This window comes from Bradyrhizobium sp. CCBAU 53421 (assembly GCF_015291625.1).
In the GTDB taxonomy this organism is placed as follows: Bacteria; Pseudomonadota; Alphaproteobacteria; order Rhizobiales; family Xanthobacteraceae; genus Bradyrhizobium.
The window spans coordinates 3,332,253-3,351,200 of the sequence record NZ_CP030047.1 but is presented as its reverse complement, the minus strand read 5'-3'; the positions used below and the strand labels follow the sequence as shown (position 1 = coordinate 3,351,200).

Genomic DNA, 18,948 nt, shown 5'->3' with positions numbered 1-18,948 from the left:
CGGGGCCCATTCGTTTGCGCGCCGCCCCCGTCGTCGCATTGCGCCACCGCGCGGGATCAGGAACAATTGTCCTGACGGGGAGAGGAACGATGCTCGAGAAGCCCAAGGTCAGGATCTACACCGACTACAAGTCTCCCTACGCCTATGTCGCCAACAAGCGGCTGTTCGAGCTGGAGGATACCCTTGGCGTCGCGCTCGAATGGCTGCCCTACACGCTGCGCATTCCCGAGTTCATGGGCACGGTCGAGGAACGGACGCCGCACTTCTGGCGCAAGGTGCGCTATTCCTACATGGATGCGCGGCGGTTTGCCAATGCGCAGGGACTGACCATGAAGGGCCCGCGCCGGATCTACGACGCCTTCTATTCCAGCGCCGGGATGCTGTTCGCACAACGGCACGGGCTGTTCCGCCCCTATCATGACATGGTGTTCCGGAAGTTCTGGAACCACGAGCTGGAGATCGACGAGTTGTCGGAGATCGCCAGTGTGATCGCCGCGATCGGCGGTTCCGCTGAGGCCTTCGAGGCCTATGTTCGCGGCCCTGCCCGCGCGGAACACAACCGCATCATCGATGAGGCCGAAGCGCTCGGCGTGTTCGGCGTTCCCAGCATGGTGTTCAACGGCGAGCTGTTCTGGGGCGGCGACCGCATCGACATGCTGATCGAGCGGATCAAGCAGCCGGAGACGATCGCCGCCGCTCTCGGGAGCAGGCACCGGACCTGAGCTCACGCCGTTTTGAAGTCTCCCTGATCGATCAGCCTTCGTTCAGGGTGGCCCAGCATCCGGTGCGTTCCAGCACGGGCTTCAACGCCGCGCGATGTCCGGGATCCAGCGCGGCGAACTTGTCGCGCAGCTGCTGCAGGCACTTGACCTGATATCTGAACGGCGCCAGCGCGTAAGGCAGTCCCCAAACGTTGATCTCGAGCCGCTCGAGGCCCTTCGCGAATGCATCCGCGTTGGCGACCAGGAACGGCAGATAGAGTTCGCCGGCTATCCGCAGCAGCGCCTCCGCGAACCCGCCAAGCGCCTGATCACGAGCATACCAGTCACCCTCGACACCTGACGCGTCATCGAGCCTCCGCACCCAGTGATCAGTGAACGGTGCGCGTTCGCGCATGATCCGCATCTGGGTCGGATCGGTCGCCATCTCGCTGAGCTGGCCGAACCAGGCGAAATCCGCCAGCGACGGCCGGCTGCCGAACAGATAGTTCGTCATGCCGACATGCGGCTCGAACGCCGCGAGCGTGCGCCGATAGCTCTCCTCCAGCAGCGGCCTGTTCTCGTCCGTCGCGCCGAGAATGACCATGCGCGAGATCTGCCGTTGCCGGAACTCCTCGATCTCCGCGCGGCTGCCGGCTTCGGCTTCCGACGTCGACCATTCCTCTCCCGCCCAGCGCGACACATAGGCCTGATCTTCCGGATCCCACCAGCGATACAGGAACAGCGGCTTCACCGCCCATTCGTCGGCGAGGTCCTCGAGCAGATCGCAGACGAACGCGACAGCCTTGTCCTCCGGGATCACCGAGCGGCCCTGGTGCCGCGCTTCCAGATCGTAGGCCAGCGTCGTAGTCTCGCCGCGATAGCTGCCGTCGGGATATTGCAACACCGGGATCAGCATCGGCTTCAGATGCGCGGTCGCCGCGCGCAGCGCCTTGGTCATGATCACCCAGTCATGCGGGATCCGCCGGTAGCGCAGCAGCGCCCGCAGCTTGATCGCATAGGGCGACGCGGTCGATCCGATCAGGCGATAGCGGCCTTCCGTCATGACGACACCTCCGAGAACTCCGGATTGCCGTATGGATAGAACCGCGTGAGGTCGACGTTCCTGTAGGGCAGCTTGTCAAGGCGCGTCGTGCCTAGGAACGGCTGGTCCGGCTCGACCAGCAGGATCGTCTTGGCGAAGCCATTGTCGTCGAAGCCGCGCCGGAAATGCACCCGCGACTTGATCGCCATCACGTCGAAGCTGCCGATGTCAGGCACCAGCGCCTTCAGCGAGAACGGCTCCATCACCTGCACCAGATAGGTGGAGAGGATCAACACATTGTTGCGCCCGAAGCGCACGCAGACCCAGAACTGCCCGTAGCCGTCACCCGCCACCGAGATCGTGCCCTGGATGCGAACCGGATCGCCCGCCGACTCGTCGGCGCGGCCGCCGATCTCCATATCGAAGGCATCGCCGGCCTTGGCGGCGGCCGCTTTCAGGCCTGCCGTCGCCTCGGCATCCGCTATGGTCGCGATGACGGTGTTGGCGAGGTCCTGCGCAACGATCTCCCGCAGCAGCCATGTCGCCGATCCCGAGCGGTCGCTGTGATCGGCCAGTACCACCGGCGTGTTGCCGTCGGCGACGGCCCGCTTTGCCAGCGCGACGCCTTCGGCGATGTTGTGCAACTTGGTCGATTGCAGCAAGGCCTCGCGCAGCCGCCAGATCGTGCCGGCGAGATCGCGTGCGACATGCTCGGCGAGCTTTGGATTGTCGTTGGTCAGGACCTGGACGGTCATGCCGACATCGGGAACATCGGCGAACGGGAAGCCGAAGAAGATGTTGACGTAAACGTCGACCTCGCGGGCCTCCCAGACCAGCGCGCGCTGCACGAGATCCATCCAAGGCCGCGCCCCGGTCCATTGCAGCACGGTGGGCGAGATCACGGGAACCTTGATGGTCCGATGCGCGGGTTTGTAGTCGCCGCGGATCGCCCGCACCAGCATGCGCGCCGCGCGTTCGCCCTGCAGATGCGCGTCGTAGTGCGGGAAATATTTGACGGCGAACGCCATGTCCGCCTGCTCGAGGAACGCCTCGTCCTCGTTGCCATGAGGGTCGAAGGTCGCGGCGATGAAGGCGGAGCGGCCGACCACCTCGCGGACCTGTCGCGCCAGATCGGCCTCGGGCCGCGGCACGTCCCGCACCGCCATTGCACCATGCAGGCACAGATAGACGCCGTCGAACGGCCCCTCCTCTTTCAGCCCGGCGACCATCCTGCCTGTGAAGGTCCGGTAGGCTTCCGGGGTGATCCAGCCGGACCCCGTGTAGGTCTTCGGCCACAGCGGGGATTCGATGCCGACCAGTTCGACCTCGGAGAACTCGCGCGCCACCTGCACGAAGCCGCCCATATAGTTCTTGGGATCGAACTGTAACAGCGCCTCGCCCCTGGCCGGCGAGCCGGGATAGATGAAGTCGTCGAGCGTGGTCTCATTCGGCAGGAACGAGACGGTTTCGTGGGAGAAATGCAGGACGGCGATACGTATCTTGCGATCGCTCATTTTGGTGCGCCTCGGCTGTTTTTCCGCATCCTGGCATCGAAGGCGCGGCGCGCCAATCCACATTCGGTTTTTGCCCGCCAGACCTGCAAATAAGCAGACGCGCCGCCGCTTGCCACCGTGCGGATTCTGCTATGGTCCGCGGCAACAATCAGGCCCCGGCCTCGCAGACATCTCAAGGAGAGAGCGCCATGAATCCCCCCGTCAGCTCGCCCGCGATCAAGGTCGTCAAATCCGTCCGCGAGCAGGTGAGCGCCGAGGAGTGGCAGGCCCGCGTCGATCTTGCCGCCTGTTATCGGCTCACGGCGATGTACGGCATGACCGAGATGATCGCGAACCACATCTCCTGCCGCGTGCCCGGCACCACCGACCAGTTCCTGATCAATGCCTACGGCATGCTTTACGAAGAAATCGACGCCTCCAGCCTGATCAAGGTCGACGTCGAAGGCAACACGCTGCTCAACGCGACCGACTACGACGTCAACGTCGCGGGCTTCGTCATTCACAGCGCCATCCACATGGCCAAGCACGACATGGATTGCGTCGCGCACACCCATACCCCGGCCGGCATGGCGGTGTCCGCGATGGAATGCGGCCTACTGCCGCTGGCGCAGACCTCGATGCGCTTCCTGCACATCGCCTATCACGACTTCGAGGGCATTGCCGACAATGTCGACGAGCGCGAGCGCCTGGTGCGCGACCTCGGCGACAACGAGGCGATGATCCTGCGCAACCATGGCCTCCTCGTCGTCGGCCGCACCGTGCCCGCCGCCTTCAATGTGTTGTTCCGCCTCGAGCGGGCCTGCCAGACTCAGGTGATGGCGTTGTCCTGTAACACCAAGCTGATCTACCCGCCGCAAAACATCCTTGAAGACACCTATGAGCGGATGCTGCCGAAGCCCGGCCGCGCCGCCCGCAACGGCGAGCTCGCCTGGCCCGCGCTGCTGCGCAAGCTCGACCGGGCCGATCCGTCGTACCGGGACTGAGGCAAAATCGCGCCTTCGCATCAACTTTGGGCGCAGCTTGCCCGCTATTTGAGCGCACGTTTTGCCGTGACATCGCCGATGCTAGAAGTCGGCGAGACGGCAGGTGCGTGCGATGAAAACCTTCATTCGCGTGGTTGAACTGTGGGTGCCCGATGCAACGCGGACGCGGCTGGCATTCGGCGGCAGCCTCCACAGCGCCGAGTTCGCCGAATTCCAGGCGGTCAGCGAGCACGCGCTGTTCGCCTATGACGAGGGCCTTCCCGGCAAGGCCTGGGCGACCGGCCATCCGGTCATCCTGACCGAATTCGCCAACTCGTATTTCAAGCGAACTGATGAGGCGCGCGAGGCCGGCCTGACCTGCGGCGTCGCGCTTCCGGTGTTCGCCGGCGAATTCCTGATGGCCGTGATGGTGCTGCTCTGCGGCGACGACAGGAAGCATGTCGGCGCGATCGAGCTTTGGCACAACGATCCCGAGAAATCCCACGAGATGGCGCTGGTCGACGGCTACTACGGCACTGCCGACATGTTCGAGTTCAACTCGCGCCACACCAGATTCCCGCGCGGCTTCGGCCTGCCAGGCCGGACCTGGAAGGCCGGCATGCCGCTGATCATCAAGGATCTGCACAACTCCAAGGGATTCCTGCGTTGGGAGGACGCATCCGAGATCGGCATCAATTGCGGCGTCGGTATCCCCTACACGACCGGCGACCAGACCTGGGTGGTGACGTTCCTGTCGGCCCAGGCGACGCCGATCGCACGCCGGTTCGAGATCTGGGTGCCGAACGAAGCGCGGTCAGCGCTGCTGTTCCGCTCCGGCGATTGCAGCGAGCAGTCCGATCTCGCCGCGCTCTATGCGGAAAGGAGGATCAGCCGGGGCGAAGGCTCTATCGGCGGCGCATGGGCCACCGGCATGCCCGCGCTCACCGAACATCTGAAGCAGGATGAATCGATCGCGGCTGCACTGGCGCGCAACTCCGGCATGAACCAGGTGGTCGCGCTGCCGGTGATCGAGAACGCCCGGCTCAAGGCGGTGCTGGCCTGGTATTTGTAATTGTCGTGTTGCGAATGTCGCCTCCCAACATTTGTCGTCCCGTCGAAAGCCGTGACCCATCACCAGCGAAGGTGATTGTCGCGCGACGTTGGGCCACAGTTCCCTTCAACAACTCAACCCTGTGGTTATGGGTCCCGGGTCGCGCTTCGCTTGCCCGGGACGACGCTGGGCTTGCTTCGCATGTTCAGGCCTGAAGCTGAAATCCGTTTCATCGCAATTGCTTACTTACTCGCGCAAGTTGCAGCCGCGGTGTCAGCGCAGTCAAATCATATGCGGTAGGCGTTCGCATCGCGACGATACCAATATTTTGGTGCCGGTCGCCCTCGACACGACATGAGGACCTTGCGCTTGACGTGCTGCCAATGGTCAACTCGCTGATCGGAACGCGTCTGCATCGTTGGGGAAAACATGATGTTCAGGATGATTGCGATCGTGGCTGGCCTCGGGCTCGCACTTGCCGCCACGGCGGAGGCCAAGACGCCGCGCAAGGGCGGGACCATTCGCATGACGGCGCCCTATGGCTCCAGCTTCACCAGCATGGACATCCACACCACACCGCGTGCCCAGGACGAAATCTACGCCAAGGCCCTCCACCGGTCGCTCTACATCTGGGACTCGGCCGAAGGCAAACCGGTGCCGGAACTTGCCAAGGAGGTCACGGTCTCGGGCGGCGGCCTCGTTCATACCTTCAAGCTGCGCGACGACGCCTATTTCCACAACGGCCGCAAGATGACGGCCGACGACATCATCTGGTCCTACAACCGCATCATGGACGGCACCAAGGCCTATCCCGGCGCGCGATTTGTCCGCTTGATCGAGGGCGCCGCCGAAGTCGAGAAGGGCCAGGCCAAGGAAATCTCCGGCCTGAAGAAGATCGACGACTTCACCCTCGAAATGAAGCTGACCGAGAAAGTCGATCCCGCCTTCTACTTCTTCACCGCGTTGACCTCGATCTATCCCGCCGACGAGGGCGGGAAGGAGAGCTTCCTGCAGAAGCCAATCGGCCTTGGTCCGTTCAAGTTTGTCGAGCACGTGCCGGGATCGCGCATCGTTCTGGAACGGTGGGACCGGTTCTACAAGCCCGGCAAGCCATATGCCGACAAGGTCGTGATATCGCTGATGGGCGAAGCCGCGGCACGCGATGTCGCCTTTCGCAACAAGGAGATCGACACCTCGGTGCTTGGGCCGGCGCAGTATGTCGCTTATCAAGCCGATCCCAACCTCAAGGGCACCATCGTCGAGGTCGCCGAGGTCTTCACCCGCTATATGGGGATGAATCCCACGTTCAAGCCGTTCTCCGACAAGCGGGTTCGACAGGCCGTCAACTATGCGATCGATGCCGATCTGATCATCAACAAGCTGGTCAAGGGCAAGGCCTATCGCGCCACGAGTTGGCTGCCTCTGACCTCGCCGGCATACGACAAGGCCATGAAGCCCTATCCTTACGATCCAGCGAAAGCGAAGCAATTGCTTGCGGACGCGGGCTATCCCAACGGCTTTGAATTCGAATGGACCACCAGCCAGAACGAAAGCTGGGGCCTGCCGATCGTCGAAGCCGCGATCCCGATGCTGGACAAGGTGGGCATCAAGGTGAAGGTCAAACAGGTCGAAACCGCGGTGCTGGCGGAGGTCATCCGCAAAGGCGACTTCCAGGCCTTCATCTATTCCCAGGCGACCGGCCCGGATCCGCAGGCGGCGCTCAAATGCTTCCATTCGGCGACGCCGCAATCGGCCTGCAACTACACGACCTTCAAGAACGCGGAGTTCGACAAGCTGATCGATGCAGCCGGCCAGACCGACGAAGCCGCCAAGCGCGTCCAGCTGCTGCAGAAGGCCAATGCGCTGCTGCAGGAGGAAGCGCCGATCTGGTTCTTCAACTACAACAAGGCTGTCATGGCGGTGCAACCCTGGCTCAAGGGAATCCAGCTGGACGCGACGGAGCTGACCCATCAAAACGTCGAAGACCTCTGGGTCGACGACACCTCGCCCGCGAAGTGACAGGTGCCATCGCTCACCCTCCATCGTGACAAATGATGGAGGGGACGAGGAAAACGTCCAATGCTCTCCTTTACGATCCGTCGAGTCCTGCAAACCGTTCCGACCGTGCTGGCCGTCGTGCTGGTGATCTTCGTGTTGTTCAGCGTCGTTCCAGGCAGCATCGTGTCAAGCATGGGCGATGACGGCCGGGGTCCGACGGACCCGCAGGTCGTGGAGCGCATGAAAAAGCAGCTCGGCCTCGACGATCCCGTTTACGTGCGTTTCGGCTCCTACATCGCCAAGCTCACGACGGGTGATTTCGGGACCTCGTTCCGGACCCGCGAGCCGGTCACGACCATGGTCGCCAAACGGATGTGGCCAACGCTGCAGCTGATCTTCGTGGCCCTGGCGTTTGCGATCGCAGTGGGCGTACCGCTCGGCTTCATCGCCGCGCTGAGGCCGGGCAGCATCGTCGACACGCTCTCGATGGTGCTGGCGGTGTCAGGCCTCTCGATGGCCAAATTCTGGCTCGGGCTGCTGCTAATGTACCTGTTTGCACTGAAGCTCGGCTGGCTGCCGAGTTTCGGCTATGGCGACGGCAGCCTCAAATATCTACTCCTGCCTGCCGTGACCCTCGGCGTCTCGCCGATGGCGCTGCTGGCGCGGACGACGCGGGCGGCGGTGCTCGAGATCATGACCGCGGATTTTGTCCGCACGGCTCGCTCGAAGGGCATGAGCGAGACGCGGGTCGTGACATGGCACGTGATGCGCAATGCCCTCGTCATCATTCTGACCGCGATCGGCCTGCAATTCGGCGTCGTGATGGGCCAAGCCGTCGTGGTCGAGAAATTGTTTTCCTGGCCGGGCATCGGCTCGCTGCTGGTCGACAGCGTCCTGCAGCGCGACATTCCCGCCGTCCAGGGCACCATCCTCGTGGTGGTGCTGTTCTTCCTCACCGTCAATACATTGGTTGACCTGCTCTACGGCGTGATCGACCCCAGGATCAGATACGCATGAGCGGCGGCCGGTCTCATCACGCCTGCGTACGATCGATCGTGCAGCCTGCCCTGGCGGAGCGACCGCGATGAAGCTTGGGACCAGCGCGATCATCGGCGGGATGCTATTCGCACTTGCGATCTTCGTCGGCCTGTTCGCGCCCTGGCTGGCCCATACCGATCCGGTCATGGGTGCCAACCTCATGAATGCGGAAGAACCGCCGAGCTGGACCTGGTGGTTCGGCACCGATGCGCAAGGCCGCGATATCTATTCCCGTGTCGTGCATGGCGCGCGCATCTCGCTGACGGTCGGCATCGTCTCGCAGCTCGTCAACAGCGTCATCGGCGTGACGCTGGGGTTGACGGCAGGCTATTGGGGCGGCTGGTGGGACGATTTCGTCAACGGGCTGACCAATCTAATGCTCGCCATCCCCTCGCTGATCTTCGCGCTCGCCATCATGGCGGTGCTCGGGCCCGGCCTGACCAGCCTCCTGATCGCGCTCGGATTGACCAACTGGTCGTTCACCTGCCGGATCGCACGCGCCTCGACGCTGTCGCTCAAGAGCCAGGGCTATGTGCAGGCTGCACGCGTGCTCGGCTATGGAGATCTGCGCATCATGATCACGCAGCTGCTGCCGAACATGGTCGGCCCCATCATTGTCATCGGCACGCTCGGCATGGGCGGCGCGGTCCTGGCCGAGGCTTCGCTTTCGTTCCTCGGCCTCGGCATCCGTCCACCCTATCCAAGCTGGGGCAGCATGCTGTCGGAGGCGCGCGACCAGATCACCACGGCGCCATGGCTGTCGGTGTTCCCGGGCCTTGCGATATTCCTGACGGTGCTCGGCCTCAATCTGCTGGGCGACGGCTTGCGTGACGTGCTCGATCCGCAGTCGCGGAGCCGGCGCGCATGACGACCGCTCCGCTGATCGAAGTCGAGGACTTGCGCATCGATCTCGACGACGGCGCGAGGCATGTTGCCGCGGTCGAGGGCGTTTCATTCCGCATCGATCGTGGCGAGACATTCGGTCTTGTCGGCGAGTCCGGCTGTGGCAAGAGCATCACGGCGCTCGCCTTGATCGGCCTGCTGCGCCGGCCGCTCTCGGTCGCCGCCGGCTCGATACGTTTCGAGGGCCGCGAGATTCAGGGGCTTTCCGCCGCCGAGCAGCGGGCGCTGCGTGGCAACCGCATCGCCATGATCTTCCAGGAGCCGATGACGGCGCTCAATCCGGTCTCGCCGGTCGGCCGGCAGATCGCGGAGATGTTCGTGCTGCACAAGGGCAAGAGCTGGCGCGAGGCAAGCCAGCTCGCCGTCGAGGCGCTGGCGAACGTGCGCGTCCCCGCACCGGAGCGGCGGGTGAAGGATTATCCGCACCAGCTCTCGGGCGGCATGCGCCAGCGCGTGATGATCGCTATCGCGCTGGCATGCGATCCGGATCTTCTGATCGCCGACGAGCCGACCACGGCGCTCGATGTGACCGTACAGGCGGAGATCATCGAGCTGATGCGCAATCTGTGCGCCGAGCGAGGCACGGCGATCCTGATGATCAGCCACGATCTGGGTCTCGTCGCCAACGTGTGCCGCCGCGTCGGTGTCATGTATGCCGGCCGCATTGTCGAGGAACGCAGCTCGGACGACATCTTCCGCGCCTGCGCGCATCCCTACACACAGGGCCTGGTCGACTCGTTGCCGCGGCTGGGGAGCCGCGCAGCACTCGGCCGGTCGCGGCTCAGGGAAATCGCCGGCGTCGTCCCGGCGATCGCGGACTTTCCGACCGGCTGCCGCTTCAATCCGCGTTGCGCACAGGCGACCGAGATCTGCCGGACCACCGCACCGGAGACGACATGGCTCGCTGCGGGCGGCCTCGTCAGGTGCCACCACCATGCATGAACCCGCGGCAAGGCCCGTCGACGATGTCATCCTCAGCGTTGAGGATCTCGCGGTGCATTTTCCGCTCGGCGGCGGCTTCCTCGGCGGAAGCCAGCGGCTGCTGCGCGCGGTCGACGGCGTCGATCTCGAACTGAAACGCGGTGAGTGCCTTGGTCTCGTCGGCGAATCCGGTTGCGGCAAGTCGACCGTCGCGCTTTCGCTGCTCGGGCTGCTGACGCCGACGCGAGGCCGGATCGTGCTCGACGGCCACGTCGTAACGGGACAGCGATCGCTCGATCGAAAGCTGCTGGCGCGCACCGCCCAGATGGTGTTTCAGGATCCCTACGCCTCGCTCAATCCGCGCCAGACCGTTCGCCGCACGCTTGAAGACCCGCTGCGCCTGCATGGCGTGACGGCCCAGAGCGAGATCGACGGACGCGTTGCGGCGATGCTCAAACATGTCGGCCTGCGGCCCGAACAGGCCGGCCGCTACCCGCATGAATTCTCCGGTGGCCAGCGCCAGCGCATCGGCATCGCCCGCGCGCTGATTCTCAACCCCAAGATCGTGATCTGCGACGAACCGGTGTCGGCGCTCGATGTCTCGATCCGGGCCCAGATCATCAATCTGCTGCTGGAATTGAAGGAGAGTCTCGGCCTCTCCTACATCATGATCAGCCACGACCTCGGCGTGGTCGAGCACATGAGTGACAGGGTGGCGGTCATGTATCTCGGCCGCATCGTCGAGACCGGCGGCTGGCGCGAGATCTTCGAGCGGCCGGCACACCCGTATACGCAAACCCTGATCGCCGCCATTCCGGATCCGCTGCGCCGCGCACCGCTCGCCACGACAAGGGGCGAGCTTCCCAATCCGCTCAATCCGCCGGACGGATGTGCGTTCAGTCCACGCTGTCGCTACGCCGAAGCGGTGTGTCAGCGCGAGCCCGGGCCTTCGCTTGAAACGCGTCCGGACGGGCATGCGGTCCGGTGCTGGCGGGCTGACGAGATTGCCGCTCAGGCAACATTGCCAGCGGCCGAAGGCAGACATCCCTGACGTATCGATGGCTTCTCGGCCCCAGCCGCCGCTCCATCAAGGCACGGCTGTGACCGGCTCGATCAATTGATCGGCGCCCGTCGCAATTGCGGGATCACCCCCGCCGAACAGCGCGAACGATTCACGGCGACTGGCCGACACGCCCCTGCCCAGCACCGCCAGAACATCACCGGCACCGAGGTCGCGAAGGACCGCGGTCCGCCCGACGACCCGCCCTATCCATCGCGACAAATCCGTCATTCCGGGGCTCGCGAGGCGAAGAACCCGGAATCCATTGATTCACAAACCCGCGGCCCGATGGATTTCCTGGCTCGTGCTTCCCACGCCCGGAATGACGCGGCGGTCATGGGCGGATTAACCAGCCACTGCGCAGCTGCCCCGCCTCTACCTCACTCCCGTGATTTGCCGACGACGCGTTTTCAACTAAGGTCGCCGGATGGACATGCTCGTCAAGCTCTATGCTCTGCCTGATTCCAGGCCTGCCTATGATCGATTGCTCAAGGCTGGAATTGTCATGCGCCGGGCGCTCGCCCCCGAAAAGCACAAGGTTGTCTCTTGGGTGCGGGAGACATTCAGCGAGGCATGGGCCAGCGAAACCGAGGTCGCGTTCAGCCGCCAACCGGCCTCCTGCTTCATCGCGATCCAGCAAAAGAAGATCGTGGGATTCGCCTGCTACGACGCGGCCTGTCGCAACTTCTTCGGTCCGACCGGCGTCGCGCCGAAGGCACAGCAGGGCGGCATCGGCAAGGCGCTGCTGTTCGCCTGTCTCGAGGACATGAAGCACCAGGGCTTCGGCTACGCCATCATTGGCGGCGTCGGACCGGCGGAATTCTATGCGAAGGCCGTCGGCGCAGTGGCCATCGAAGGCTCCGCGCCCGGGATTTATCGGGGACTGCTGTAGCTGCACCGCGAGTTCACGGAGGTCGGATAACCCAAGGATGGCTGGCGGGTTGAAGATCACGACCGGCATCATCGCCGCGGTGCTGGTCACTGCGGCAGTGGCTCAGGCACGCAGTGTGCTCGCCCCGCTTGCGGCCGCCCTGTTCATCATCGCGATCGTCTGGCCCGTTCAACAACGGCTTCAGTCGTGGCTGCCGAAACTCCTCGCGCTCGCCGTTACCATAGTTGTTACGGTTGCCACCTGCGTCGCGTTTGCCTCGCTGGCAGCGTGGGGGTTCGGCCGTGTCGGGCGCTATTTGATTGCGGACGCGGCGCGCTATCAGGCCTTGTACGACGCCGCGGTGATCTGGCTCGACGGCCATGGCGTCTCGTTCGCCGGCGTTTGGGCGGAACATTTCAATGTCGGCTGGCTGCTGCGCACCACGCAATACGTCACGGGCCGCATCAACACCACGCTGAGCTTCTGGCTCATCGCGCTGGTCTATGTCGTGCTGGGACTTCTCGAGGTCGAAGACGCCGGTCGACGAATCCAGCGGCTGGAGAATCGCACAGCTGCGCGCGTCCTGCTCGAGGGCAGCAAGGCGACGGCCGCCAAGTTCCGCAAATATATGCTGGTGCGGACACAGATGAGCGCGGTCACGGGTCTCCTGGTCGGCCTGTTCGCCGCCGTGACCGGACTGCCATTCGCATTCGAATGGGGCGTGATCGCTTTTGTGCTCAACTACATTCCTTTCATCGGCCCTTTCATCGCGACGCTGTTCCCCACGCTGCTGGCCATGACGCAGTTCGCGAGCTGGCCCGCCGTGTTCGGTGTGTTCGCTTGCCTCAACGTCATCCAGTTCGTGGTAGGCAGCTATATCGAACCTCGGGTCGCCGGCTCGACGCTGTCGATCTCGCCGTTTTTGGTGCTGTTTGCGATATTCTTCTGGAGCGCGCTTTGGGGCCTGTTCGGAACCTTCATCGGCGTGCCGATCACCCTCGCCATTCTGACCTTCTGTGCCGAGAGCCCGTCGGCCGCGTGGGTCGCCGATCTGTTCGGCGGATCGCACCAAGATCAGCCGGAAGCGTCCTAGCTTGTTCCAATCTCCACCCGCTCGGGCTCGGCGAGGCAGAGCTTGCGGTCCGGGCCGACCATCATTCTGTGGATGTAGAAATAGCCGACCGCATCGTCGGTCCCCATCACCGGCGACGGAGCCGAGACGATCCTCGACGCACCACATGTACCGATCCAGTCGATATGCCGGTGACCGTGCATCACCACCGAACGATCGGAGAACCGTTGCAATCTGCGGACGAACCAACTGCCGTTGATCAAGGCTGTCCCGATACGCTCGGCAAACGTCTTTACCGGCATGGGATATTCCATCAGGTGATGATGTAGCGCGATGGTCCAGCATGCCGTCGGGAAATGACGGATCGCAGCCTCCAACCGCCGCGTTTGCGCTTCCGAAACCAAACCGAGCGCGTTGGTGAAGGAGAAGTGGGTTTCGGCGTTGGAGTTGAGAATCGCGATCCCGAGGCCACCCTCCTGGTCCGGCGCCAGGATCATTGGGAACTGATCATCGAACAGGCCGCGGAGCGCCGCTGCGCGGCGTATGCCCCCGTGCTGCGCAAATTGTGTTATCCGATCATGATGAGGGGCCAGCGCTTGGTTCAGCGTAGCCGACGGCTTGCCGAAGCCGTCGATGACGCGCACGCGATCGCCCTGGACGGCGGCGATCGCCGACAGGGTACGCATCTGCCTTAGCCGCTTGCCCGGACTGAACGGCAGGTCGAGGCGTGCGGGATTGGCACGATCCACGACGTTAACGTCATGATTGCCCGGAAGCATGATGGTGCGAGCTGCAAGGTCCGGATAACCTGCCAATGCATCGAGAAATTCCGCCCATTCGCCGGGCCGGCCGGCGTCCGTCATGTCGCCGCTGATCAGCACGTGGTCGAGCGGATCAACGGCGTGAATTTCGGCAAGGCGAGCCAGCACGCGATTGAAGCGTTGGTTTCCCCGCGGACCGGCTGTCCCGCTTTCGATGCGGAACCCGTATCGCTCGCCGACCACATGGAGATCGGACAGATGCGCAAGGCGCCAGCAGCGGCCTCCGGACGGCGGCGCGTCGTATCCGGCGAGGTCGGCCGGTTGATCCATACTGGCGTCGGCCACGCTCCAGGCCAGTGATGCAACCGCAAGATAGCAGGACACCAGCACCACGGCGTTCGCGAACGTCGGCACCACAAGACGATGAATCAGAACAAGGTCATTGATGGTCGCAGTCCATTGCGAAGCAGGCCAAGCCAGGGCCGCGATCAATGCCGCGCCCGCAGAAAGCAGCATACCGGCGCCGACCGAGCAAATGCGCCGCAGCCTCGTGCGAGACGCGGGAGTTGCACCGCTGCGCCAGAGCAGCTCCGCCAGATGGCCCAGCGCCTCCCGCGTAAAGGCGTAGCTCGGCTGGACTGCGAGTGCGTTCAGTGACCAGAAGTTTGTTTCCGCGATTTGAAACAGCGGTCGCCCGCCGAGCCATCCCAACGCCGCGATCACGACCAGCGCCAGCAAGGCGCCCACTTCGGACAGGGCAAGAACGTGCTGCGAAAGGCTCGAAATCCAGGCGGATGCGACCAGTGGCGCAAGGCCGAGCAGCACGCCCGGAAGCAGAAGCGAAACCGTCCAGGCGAACAGCAGCTTCGCCGGGCTTATCTCGACCAGAAGGCTGCCCACGATCGCGAACAAGGAACGCTGTTCCGGGCTGGCGGCATCGTCCTCAAAGTCACCGTCGCGGGGATCCAGCAGCACAGCGACGTCCCTCCGATGGGTTTCGCTTCGCTCCACCCCATTCTACACGGCTAGCGCAGCGTCCCGAAGAACTCGCGCACCTCGCGGACGAACAACTCGGGCTGCTCGAACGCCGAGAAGTGGCCGCCCTTCGGCATCTCGCGCCAGTGCTGGATGTTGGTGAAGTTGGTCGCCATCCATTTGCGGACCGGCGTGACGATCTCCTTGGGGAACACGGCAACGCCGGTCGGCACGCCGACCTTGTGAGGCGTTCGCTTGCCCGGCCCAAAGCTCTCCCAGTAGAGCCGCGCCGACGAGGCCGCCGTCGCGGTGACCCAGTACAGCATGACGTTGTCGAGCATCTCGTCGCGGCCAAGGATATTTTCCGGATGCCCGTCGCAGTCGGTCCAGGCCCAGAACTTCTCCAGGATCCAGGCGGCCTGCCCGCTCGGGGAATCCGTCAGGCCATAGCCGAGCGTCTGCGGCCGGGTGGATTGCTGCTTGGAATAGCCGGAATCCCAATCGGCGTAGTATTTGATGCCGTTGAGCGCCCGCGTCTCCTCCGGCGTCGGCTGCCCCTCGACATTGGGCCGCGTCGACATCGCAAGCGTGATGTGGATGCCGGCGCAGTGCGCCGCGTCCTGTCCGCCGATCGCGGTGGTGACCGCGGAACCCCAATCGCCGCCTTGCGCGAAATAGCTGCTGTAGCCCAGCCGCTCCATCAGGACGGCCCAGACGCCGGCGATCCGGTCGACGCCCCAACCTGTCGCGGCCGGCTTGGCCGAGAAACCGAAGCCGGGGAGTGACGGGCACACCACATGGAAGGCATCGGCGGCGCGGCCGCCATGCGCGGTCGGATCGGTCAGCGGTTCGATCACCTTGTGGAATTCCACCACTGATCCCGGCCAGCCATGGGTGATGATCAGCGGCCGCGCCTCCGGATGCTTCGAGCGGACATGGATGAAGTGGATATCGAGCCCGTCGATCTCGGTGGTGAACTGGCTGAAGCGATTGAGCCGCGCCTCGCGCTGCCGCCAGTCATAGGTCTCGGCCCAATAGTGGCAGACGTCCTTGATCCATTGCAGCGGCACGCCCTGGCTCCAGTCGTCGACCAGCTCGGCTTCCGGCCAGCGGGTCCGGCGCAGCCGGGTGCGGAGATCATCGAGGACATCATCGCTGACGGCGACGCGAAACGGGCTGATGGCGGTATTCATGGCGTCTCCCCGGGCTCGAAAGCTGCCTGGGGAACATAGGGTCGGACCGTCAGCCGATCAAACCGTCAGGTGCCCCTATTTGCCGATCGCCATTTCCAGCAACGCCTGGGCCTGCTTGGTGGCTTCGGCAAATGCCGGCTGCTCCGGAGCGTGCTGAACGAAGCAGCGCTTGAATGCATCGTCGCCCTGCTGGCGCAGGTCGCCGAGCTTGTCATAGGCCGCCCTGGTGATCTGCTTGCGCTCGAGCCTCTCCGCCGCTTCGTCGGCCTTCTTGTTGTAGTCGGTGCGGATCGCCGTACAGGCCGGCACCTGCACTGTCGGCTCGATCTCGCCATAGGCGACGTAGAACTTGCCGTTGGCAAGCGCCGCGACGAACACCTCGTCGGCGGCATCAGGGGTTGTGTCCTGGGTGCGGCCGGCCAGGAAACCGTAAGTCAGGCTGGCCGACGACGGTTTGACGACCGGCAGCTCGTCGAAATTGATGACCGCGGCATCGGTCGAAATCGCTTGGGTGTAGAGGCCCTCGAACTTCAGGGCCGGTTCGATCTGCTGCGGCACGTTCTTCGTGCCCTTGTCCCACCAAGTCTTGTGCTCGTGCAGCCAGCGCATGAACAGGGCTTCGGAGGTGACGATGATATGGGCCTTCGGTTCGACAAAGCTCCCGTCGGCGCGTTTCTCGCCGATCTTGGCGCCGTTCCTGCCGGTATCGGCATCGAAGCGCAGGCCATCCAGCATGCCGAACCCCATGTCGCCTTTATATAGGGTGTCGAGATTGAGCTGGGCGGGCGCGAAGCCCGGCCGGGCGGGCTGTGACAGGATCGCGATCAGCTGCCCCTTCAGCTCGTCGCGCGCGGCCGCCTCCGCCTTGTCGGCAGCCTCGTCGATCTTTCCGTCCTTCTCCTGCTTGGCGAATCTGGCGATCGCCGCGTCGCGCGCGGCAATGTAGCGGTCCTCCGGCGACGCGGCGCGGGCCGGCGAAAGGATCAGGATCGGGGATAGGACGAGGGCGAGGCGGAAAATAAAATGCATGCCCTGTGGTCGCCCGCAGGGCATGCAAGGTTCAAGGTCACGGGTACTACCAGCATATCCGTCGCCGACAGGCCCCTGCCGGCGCAGGATCTCGTCAGGGCCGCCCCTTGTCAGGCTGCCTTAGGTCAGGCGGCCTTAGGTCAGGCTGCCTTGGACTTCGCCACGTGGGTGGCAATGGCGTCCATCAGCGCCGGCGACAGGCAGTCATAGGGCTCGAGCCCAAGCTCCTTCAGCCGCGACCTGATCCCGGCCATGTCGGCCGGCTTGACGCCGGACTCGATGACCGACGACACGAAGGCGGCGAACCCGGGCGCTGCCGAGCCGGACTCTTGGAACAGCTCGGGATGGATGAAATCGAGGCCATAGAACGGATGGCCCTTGTTCTCGATCCGACCGTACATGTGGGTGCCGCATCCGGTGCAGGCATGTCGCTGGATCACCGCGGCGCTATCTACGATCTTCAGCTTGTCGCCGTTCTCCAGCACGGTGACGTTCTCGCGCGGCACCACTGCGACGACCGAGAAGGTGGCGCCCGAAGGCTTCCAGCATTTGGTGCAGCCGCAGGCGTGGTTATGGGCGACGTCGCCCTTGACCCCGACCTTGACCTTCTTGTCCGCGCATTTGCAGACCAGCGTGCCGCCGGCAAAGCTGCCGGTGCCTTGCTTGACGCCATTGTCGACTGACGGGTGGATATGAACAGTCATTGACCTATCCTCCTAGTGCTTGGTGTTTTGATTTTAGAACACGACGACCGAACGGATCGATTTGCCCTCGTGCATCAAGTCGAAGCCCTTGTTGATCTCGTCGAGCTTCAGCACGTGGGTGATCATCGGATCGATCTGGATCTTTCCGTTCATGTACCAGTCGACGATCTTCGGCACGTCGGTGCGGCCGCGCGCGCCGCCGAACGCGGTGCCCTTCCAGACCCGTCCGGTAACGAGCTGGAACGGCCGGGTTGCGATCTCCTTGCCGGATTCCGCAACGCCGATCACGACCGACACGCCCCAGCCGCGGTGACAGGCTTCCAGCGCCTGGCGCATCACGTTGGTGTTGCCGGTGCAGTCGAAGGTGTAGTCGGCGCCGCCGTCGGTCAGGCCGACCAGGTGCTGGACGATATCGCCGCTCACCTTGGTCGGGTTGACGAAATGCGTCATGCCGAATTGGCGGCCCCAATTGTCCTTGGAGTCGTTGATGTCGACGCCGATGATCTTGTCGGCGCCGACCATCTTGGCGCCCTGGATCACGTTGAGGCCGATACCGCCGAGGCCGAACACGACGACGTTGGAGCCCGGCGTCACCTTGGCGGTGTTGACGACAGCACCGACGCCGGTGGTAACGCCGCAGCCGATGTAGCAGCTCTTGTCGAACGGCGCGTCCTCGCGGATCTTCGCCACCGCGATCTCAGGCAGCACGGTGAAGTTCGAGAAGGTCGAGCAGCCCATATAGTGGAAAACCGTCTTGCCCTTGTGGCTGAAGCGCGAGGTGCCGTCGGGCATCACGCCCTTGCCCTGGGTGGCGCGGATCGCGGTGCAGAGATTGGTCTTCTGGCTGAGGCAGCTTTTGCACTGGCGGCATTCAGGCGTGTAGAGCGGGATCACGTGATCGCCCGGCTTCACCGACGTCACGCCGGCACCGACCTCGCGAACGATGCCGGCGCCTTCGTGGCCGAGCACCGAAGGAAAGATGCCTTCGCTGTCGAAGCCGTCGAGCGTGTAGGCATCGGTGTGGCAGATGCCCGTCGCCTTGATCTCGACAAGGACCTCGCCGGCCTTGGGGCCTTCCAGGTCGAGCTCGACGATCTCAAGCGGCTTCTTTGCTTCGAATGCGACTGCGGCGCGGGTCTTCATCTTGGTCTCC

The 18,948-nt window shown here is 64.0% G+C and carries 18 protein-coding genes; 10 read left to right on the top strand and 8 right to left on the bottom strand.

Annotated features, from left to right (window positions below):
• The first annotated feature begins 89 nt into the window (after positions 1-89).
• A complete protein-coding gene (locus XH92_RS15835) occupies positions 90-722 on the top strand; it encodes a 2-hydroxychromene-2-carboxylate isomerase (protein ID WP_194460012.1) in 633 nt (210 codons plus the stop codon).
• A gap of 31 nt (positions 723-753) precedes the next feature.
• On the opposite strand, the gene XH92_RS15830 is transcribed toward XH92_RS15835, so the two are convergent.
• Together XH92_RS15830 and XH92_RS15825 are read right to left on the bottom strand one after the other, a co-directional pair.
• Positions 754-1,764: a glutathione S-transferase N-terminal domain-containing protein gene (locus XH92_RS15830; protein ID WP_194460011.1), complete on the bottom strand. Its 1,011-nt coding sequence runs from the start codon at positions 1,762-1,764 to the stop codon at positions 754-756.
• Positions 1,761-3,257 (bottom strand): M81 family metallopeptidase, encoded by a 1,497-nt coding sequence (locus tag XH92_RS15825; protein WP_194460010.1) that lies wholly within the window; start codon positions 3,255-3,257, stop codon positions 1,761-1,763. The genes XH92_RS15830 and XH92_RS15825 overlap by 4 nt, the downstream gene beginning before the upstream one ends.
• A 188-nt stretch (positions 3,258-3,445) precedes the next feature.
• On the opposite strand from XH92_RS15825, the gene XH92_RS15820 reads away from it, so the two are divergent.
• The 7 genes from XH92_RS15820 to XH92_RS15790 all read left to right on the top strand — a co-directional run bounded on the left by XH92_RS15820 (position 3,446) and on the right by XH92_RS15790 (position 11,181).
• Positions 3,446-4,240 carry a class II aldolase/adducin family protein gene (locus XH92_RS15820; protein ID WP_021080321.1) on the top strand — a complete coding sequence of 265 codons (795 nt, stop codon included), beginning with the start codon at positions 3,446-3,448 and terminating at the stop codon, positions 4,238-4,240.
• Positions 4,241-4,352: 112 nt separating this feature from the next.
• Positions 4,353-5,291 carry a GAF domain-containing protein gene (locus tag XH92_RS15815; RefSeq protein ID WP_194460009.1) on the top strand — a complete coding sequence of 313 codons (939 nt, stop codon included), beginning with the start codon at positions 4,353-4,355 and terminating at the stop codon, positions 5,289-5,291.
• A 408-nt stretch (positions 5,292-5,699) separates the two neighbouring features.
• On the top strand, positions 5,700-7,289 hold the full coding sequence (locus tag XH92_RS15810; protein ID WP_194460008.1) for an ABC transporter substrate-binding protein: 1,590 nt from the start codon (positions 5,700-5,702) through the stop codon (positions 7,287-7,289).
• A gap of 60 nt (positions 7,290-7,349) precedes the next feature.
• The gene (locus XH92_RS15805; protein WP_194460007.1) at positions 7,350-8,285 is read left to right on the top strand and encodes an ABC transporter permease; all 936 of its coding nucleotides are present in this window, start codon (positions 7,350-7,352) and stop codon (positions 8,283-8,285) included.
• A 67-nt stretch (positions 8,286-8,352) separates the two neighbouring features.
• Positions 8,353-9,174 carry an ABC transporter permease gene (locus tag XH92_RS15800; RefSeq protein WP_194460006.1) on the top strand — a complete coding sequence of 274 codons (822 nt, stop codon included), beginning with the start codon at positions 8,353-8,355 and terminating at the stop codon, positions 9,172-9,174.
• Complete coding sequence (locus XH92_RS15795; RefSeq protein WP_194460005.1) at positions 9,171-10,151, top strand: ABC transporter ATP-binding protein; 981 nt, start codon at positions 9,171-9,173, stop codon at positions 10,149-10,151. The genes XH92_RS15800 and XH92_RS15795 overlap by 4 nt, the downstream gene beginning before the upstream one ends.
• Positions 10,144-11,181 (top strand): ABC transporter ATP-binding protein, encoded by a 1,038-nt coding sequence (locus XH92_RS15790; RefSeq protein WP_194460004.1) that lies wholly within the window; start codon positions 10,144-10,146, stop codon positions 11,179-11,181. The genes XH92_RS15795 and XH92_RS15790 overlap by 8 nt, the downstream gene beginning before the upstream one ends.
• Positions 11,182-11,217: 36 nt before the next feature.
• Here the strand turns inward: XH92_RS15790 and XH92_RS15785 are convergent, their stop codons facing one another.
• Positions 11,218-11,421: a hypothetical protein gene (locus XH92_RS15785; RefSeq protein WP_194460003.1), complete on the bottom strand. Its 204-nt coding sequence runs from the start codon at positions 11,419-11,421 to the stop codon at positions 11,218-11,220.
• 196 nt (positions 11,422-11,617) lie between these two features.
• Between XH92_RS15785 and XH92_RS15780 the strand changes: the two genes are divergently transcribed.
• Both XH92_RS15780 and XH92_RS15775 read left to right on the top strand, forming a co-directional pair.
• Positions 11,618-12,082 carry a GNAT family N-acetyltransferase gene (locus tag XH92_RS15780; RefSeq protein ID WP_194460002.1) on the top strand — a complete coding sequence of 155 codons (465 nt, stop codon included), beginning with the start codon at positions 11,618-11,620 and terminating at the stop codon, positions 12,080-12,082.
• 37 nt (positions 12,083-12,119) lie between these two features.
• On the top strand, positions 12,120-13,154 hold the full coding sequence (locus tag XH92_RS15775; protein ID WP_194460001.1) for an AI-2E family transporter: 1,035 nt from the start codon (positions 12,120-12,122) through the stop codon (positions 13,152-13,154).
• On the opposite strand, the gene XH92_RS15770 is transcribed toward XH92_RS15775, so the two are convergent.
• The 5 genes from XH92_RS15770 to XH92_RS15750 all read right to left on the bottom strand — a co-directional run bounded on the left by XH92_RS15770 (position 13,151) and on the right by XH92_RS15750 (position 18,938).
• Complete coding sequence (locus tag XH92_RS15770) at positions 13,151-14,869, bottom strand: metallophosphoesterase (protein WP_246788450.1); 1,719 nt, start codon at positions 14,867-14,869, stop codon at positions 13,151-13,153. The two genes, XH92_RS15775 and XH92_RS15770, sit on opposite strands and share 4 nt — an antisense overlap.
• A gap of 50 nt (positions 14,870-14,919) precedes the next feature.
• Complete coding sequence (locus XH92_RS15765) at positions 14,920-16,062, bottom strand: epoxide hydrolase family protein (protein WP_194459999.1); 1,143 nt, start codon at positions 16,060-16,062, stop codon at positions 14,920-14,922.
• Positions 16,063-16,137: 75 nt separating this feature from the next.
• Positions 16,138-17,091 carry a hypothetical protein gene (locus XH92_RS15760; protein WP_194459998.1) on the bottom strand — a complete coding sequence of 318 codons (954 nt, stop codon included), beginning with the start codon at positions 17,089-17,091 and terminating at the stop codon, positions 16,138-16,140.
• A gap of 140 nt (positions 17,092-17,231) precedes the next feature.
• Positions 17,232-17,795 carry an S-(hydroxymethyl)glutathione synthase gene (gfa, locus tag XH92_RS15755; protein ID WP_194459997.1) on the bottom strand — a complete coding sequence of 188 codons (564 nt, stop codon included), beginning with the start codon at positions 17,793-17,795 and terminating at the stop codon, positions 17,232-17,234.
• A 33-nt stretch (positions 17,796-17,828) separates the two neighbouring features.
• Positions 17,829-18,938: an S-(hydroxymethyl)glutathione dehydrogenase/class III alcohol dehydrogenase gene (locus tag XH92_RS15750; protein ID WP_097674776.1), complete on the bottom strand. Its 1,110-nt coding sequence runs from the start codon at positions 18,936-18,938 to the stop codon at positions 17,829-17,831.
• Positions 18,939-18,948: the final 10 nt, after the last annotated feature.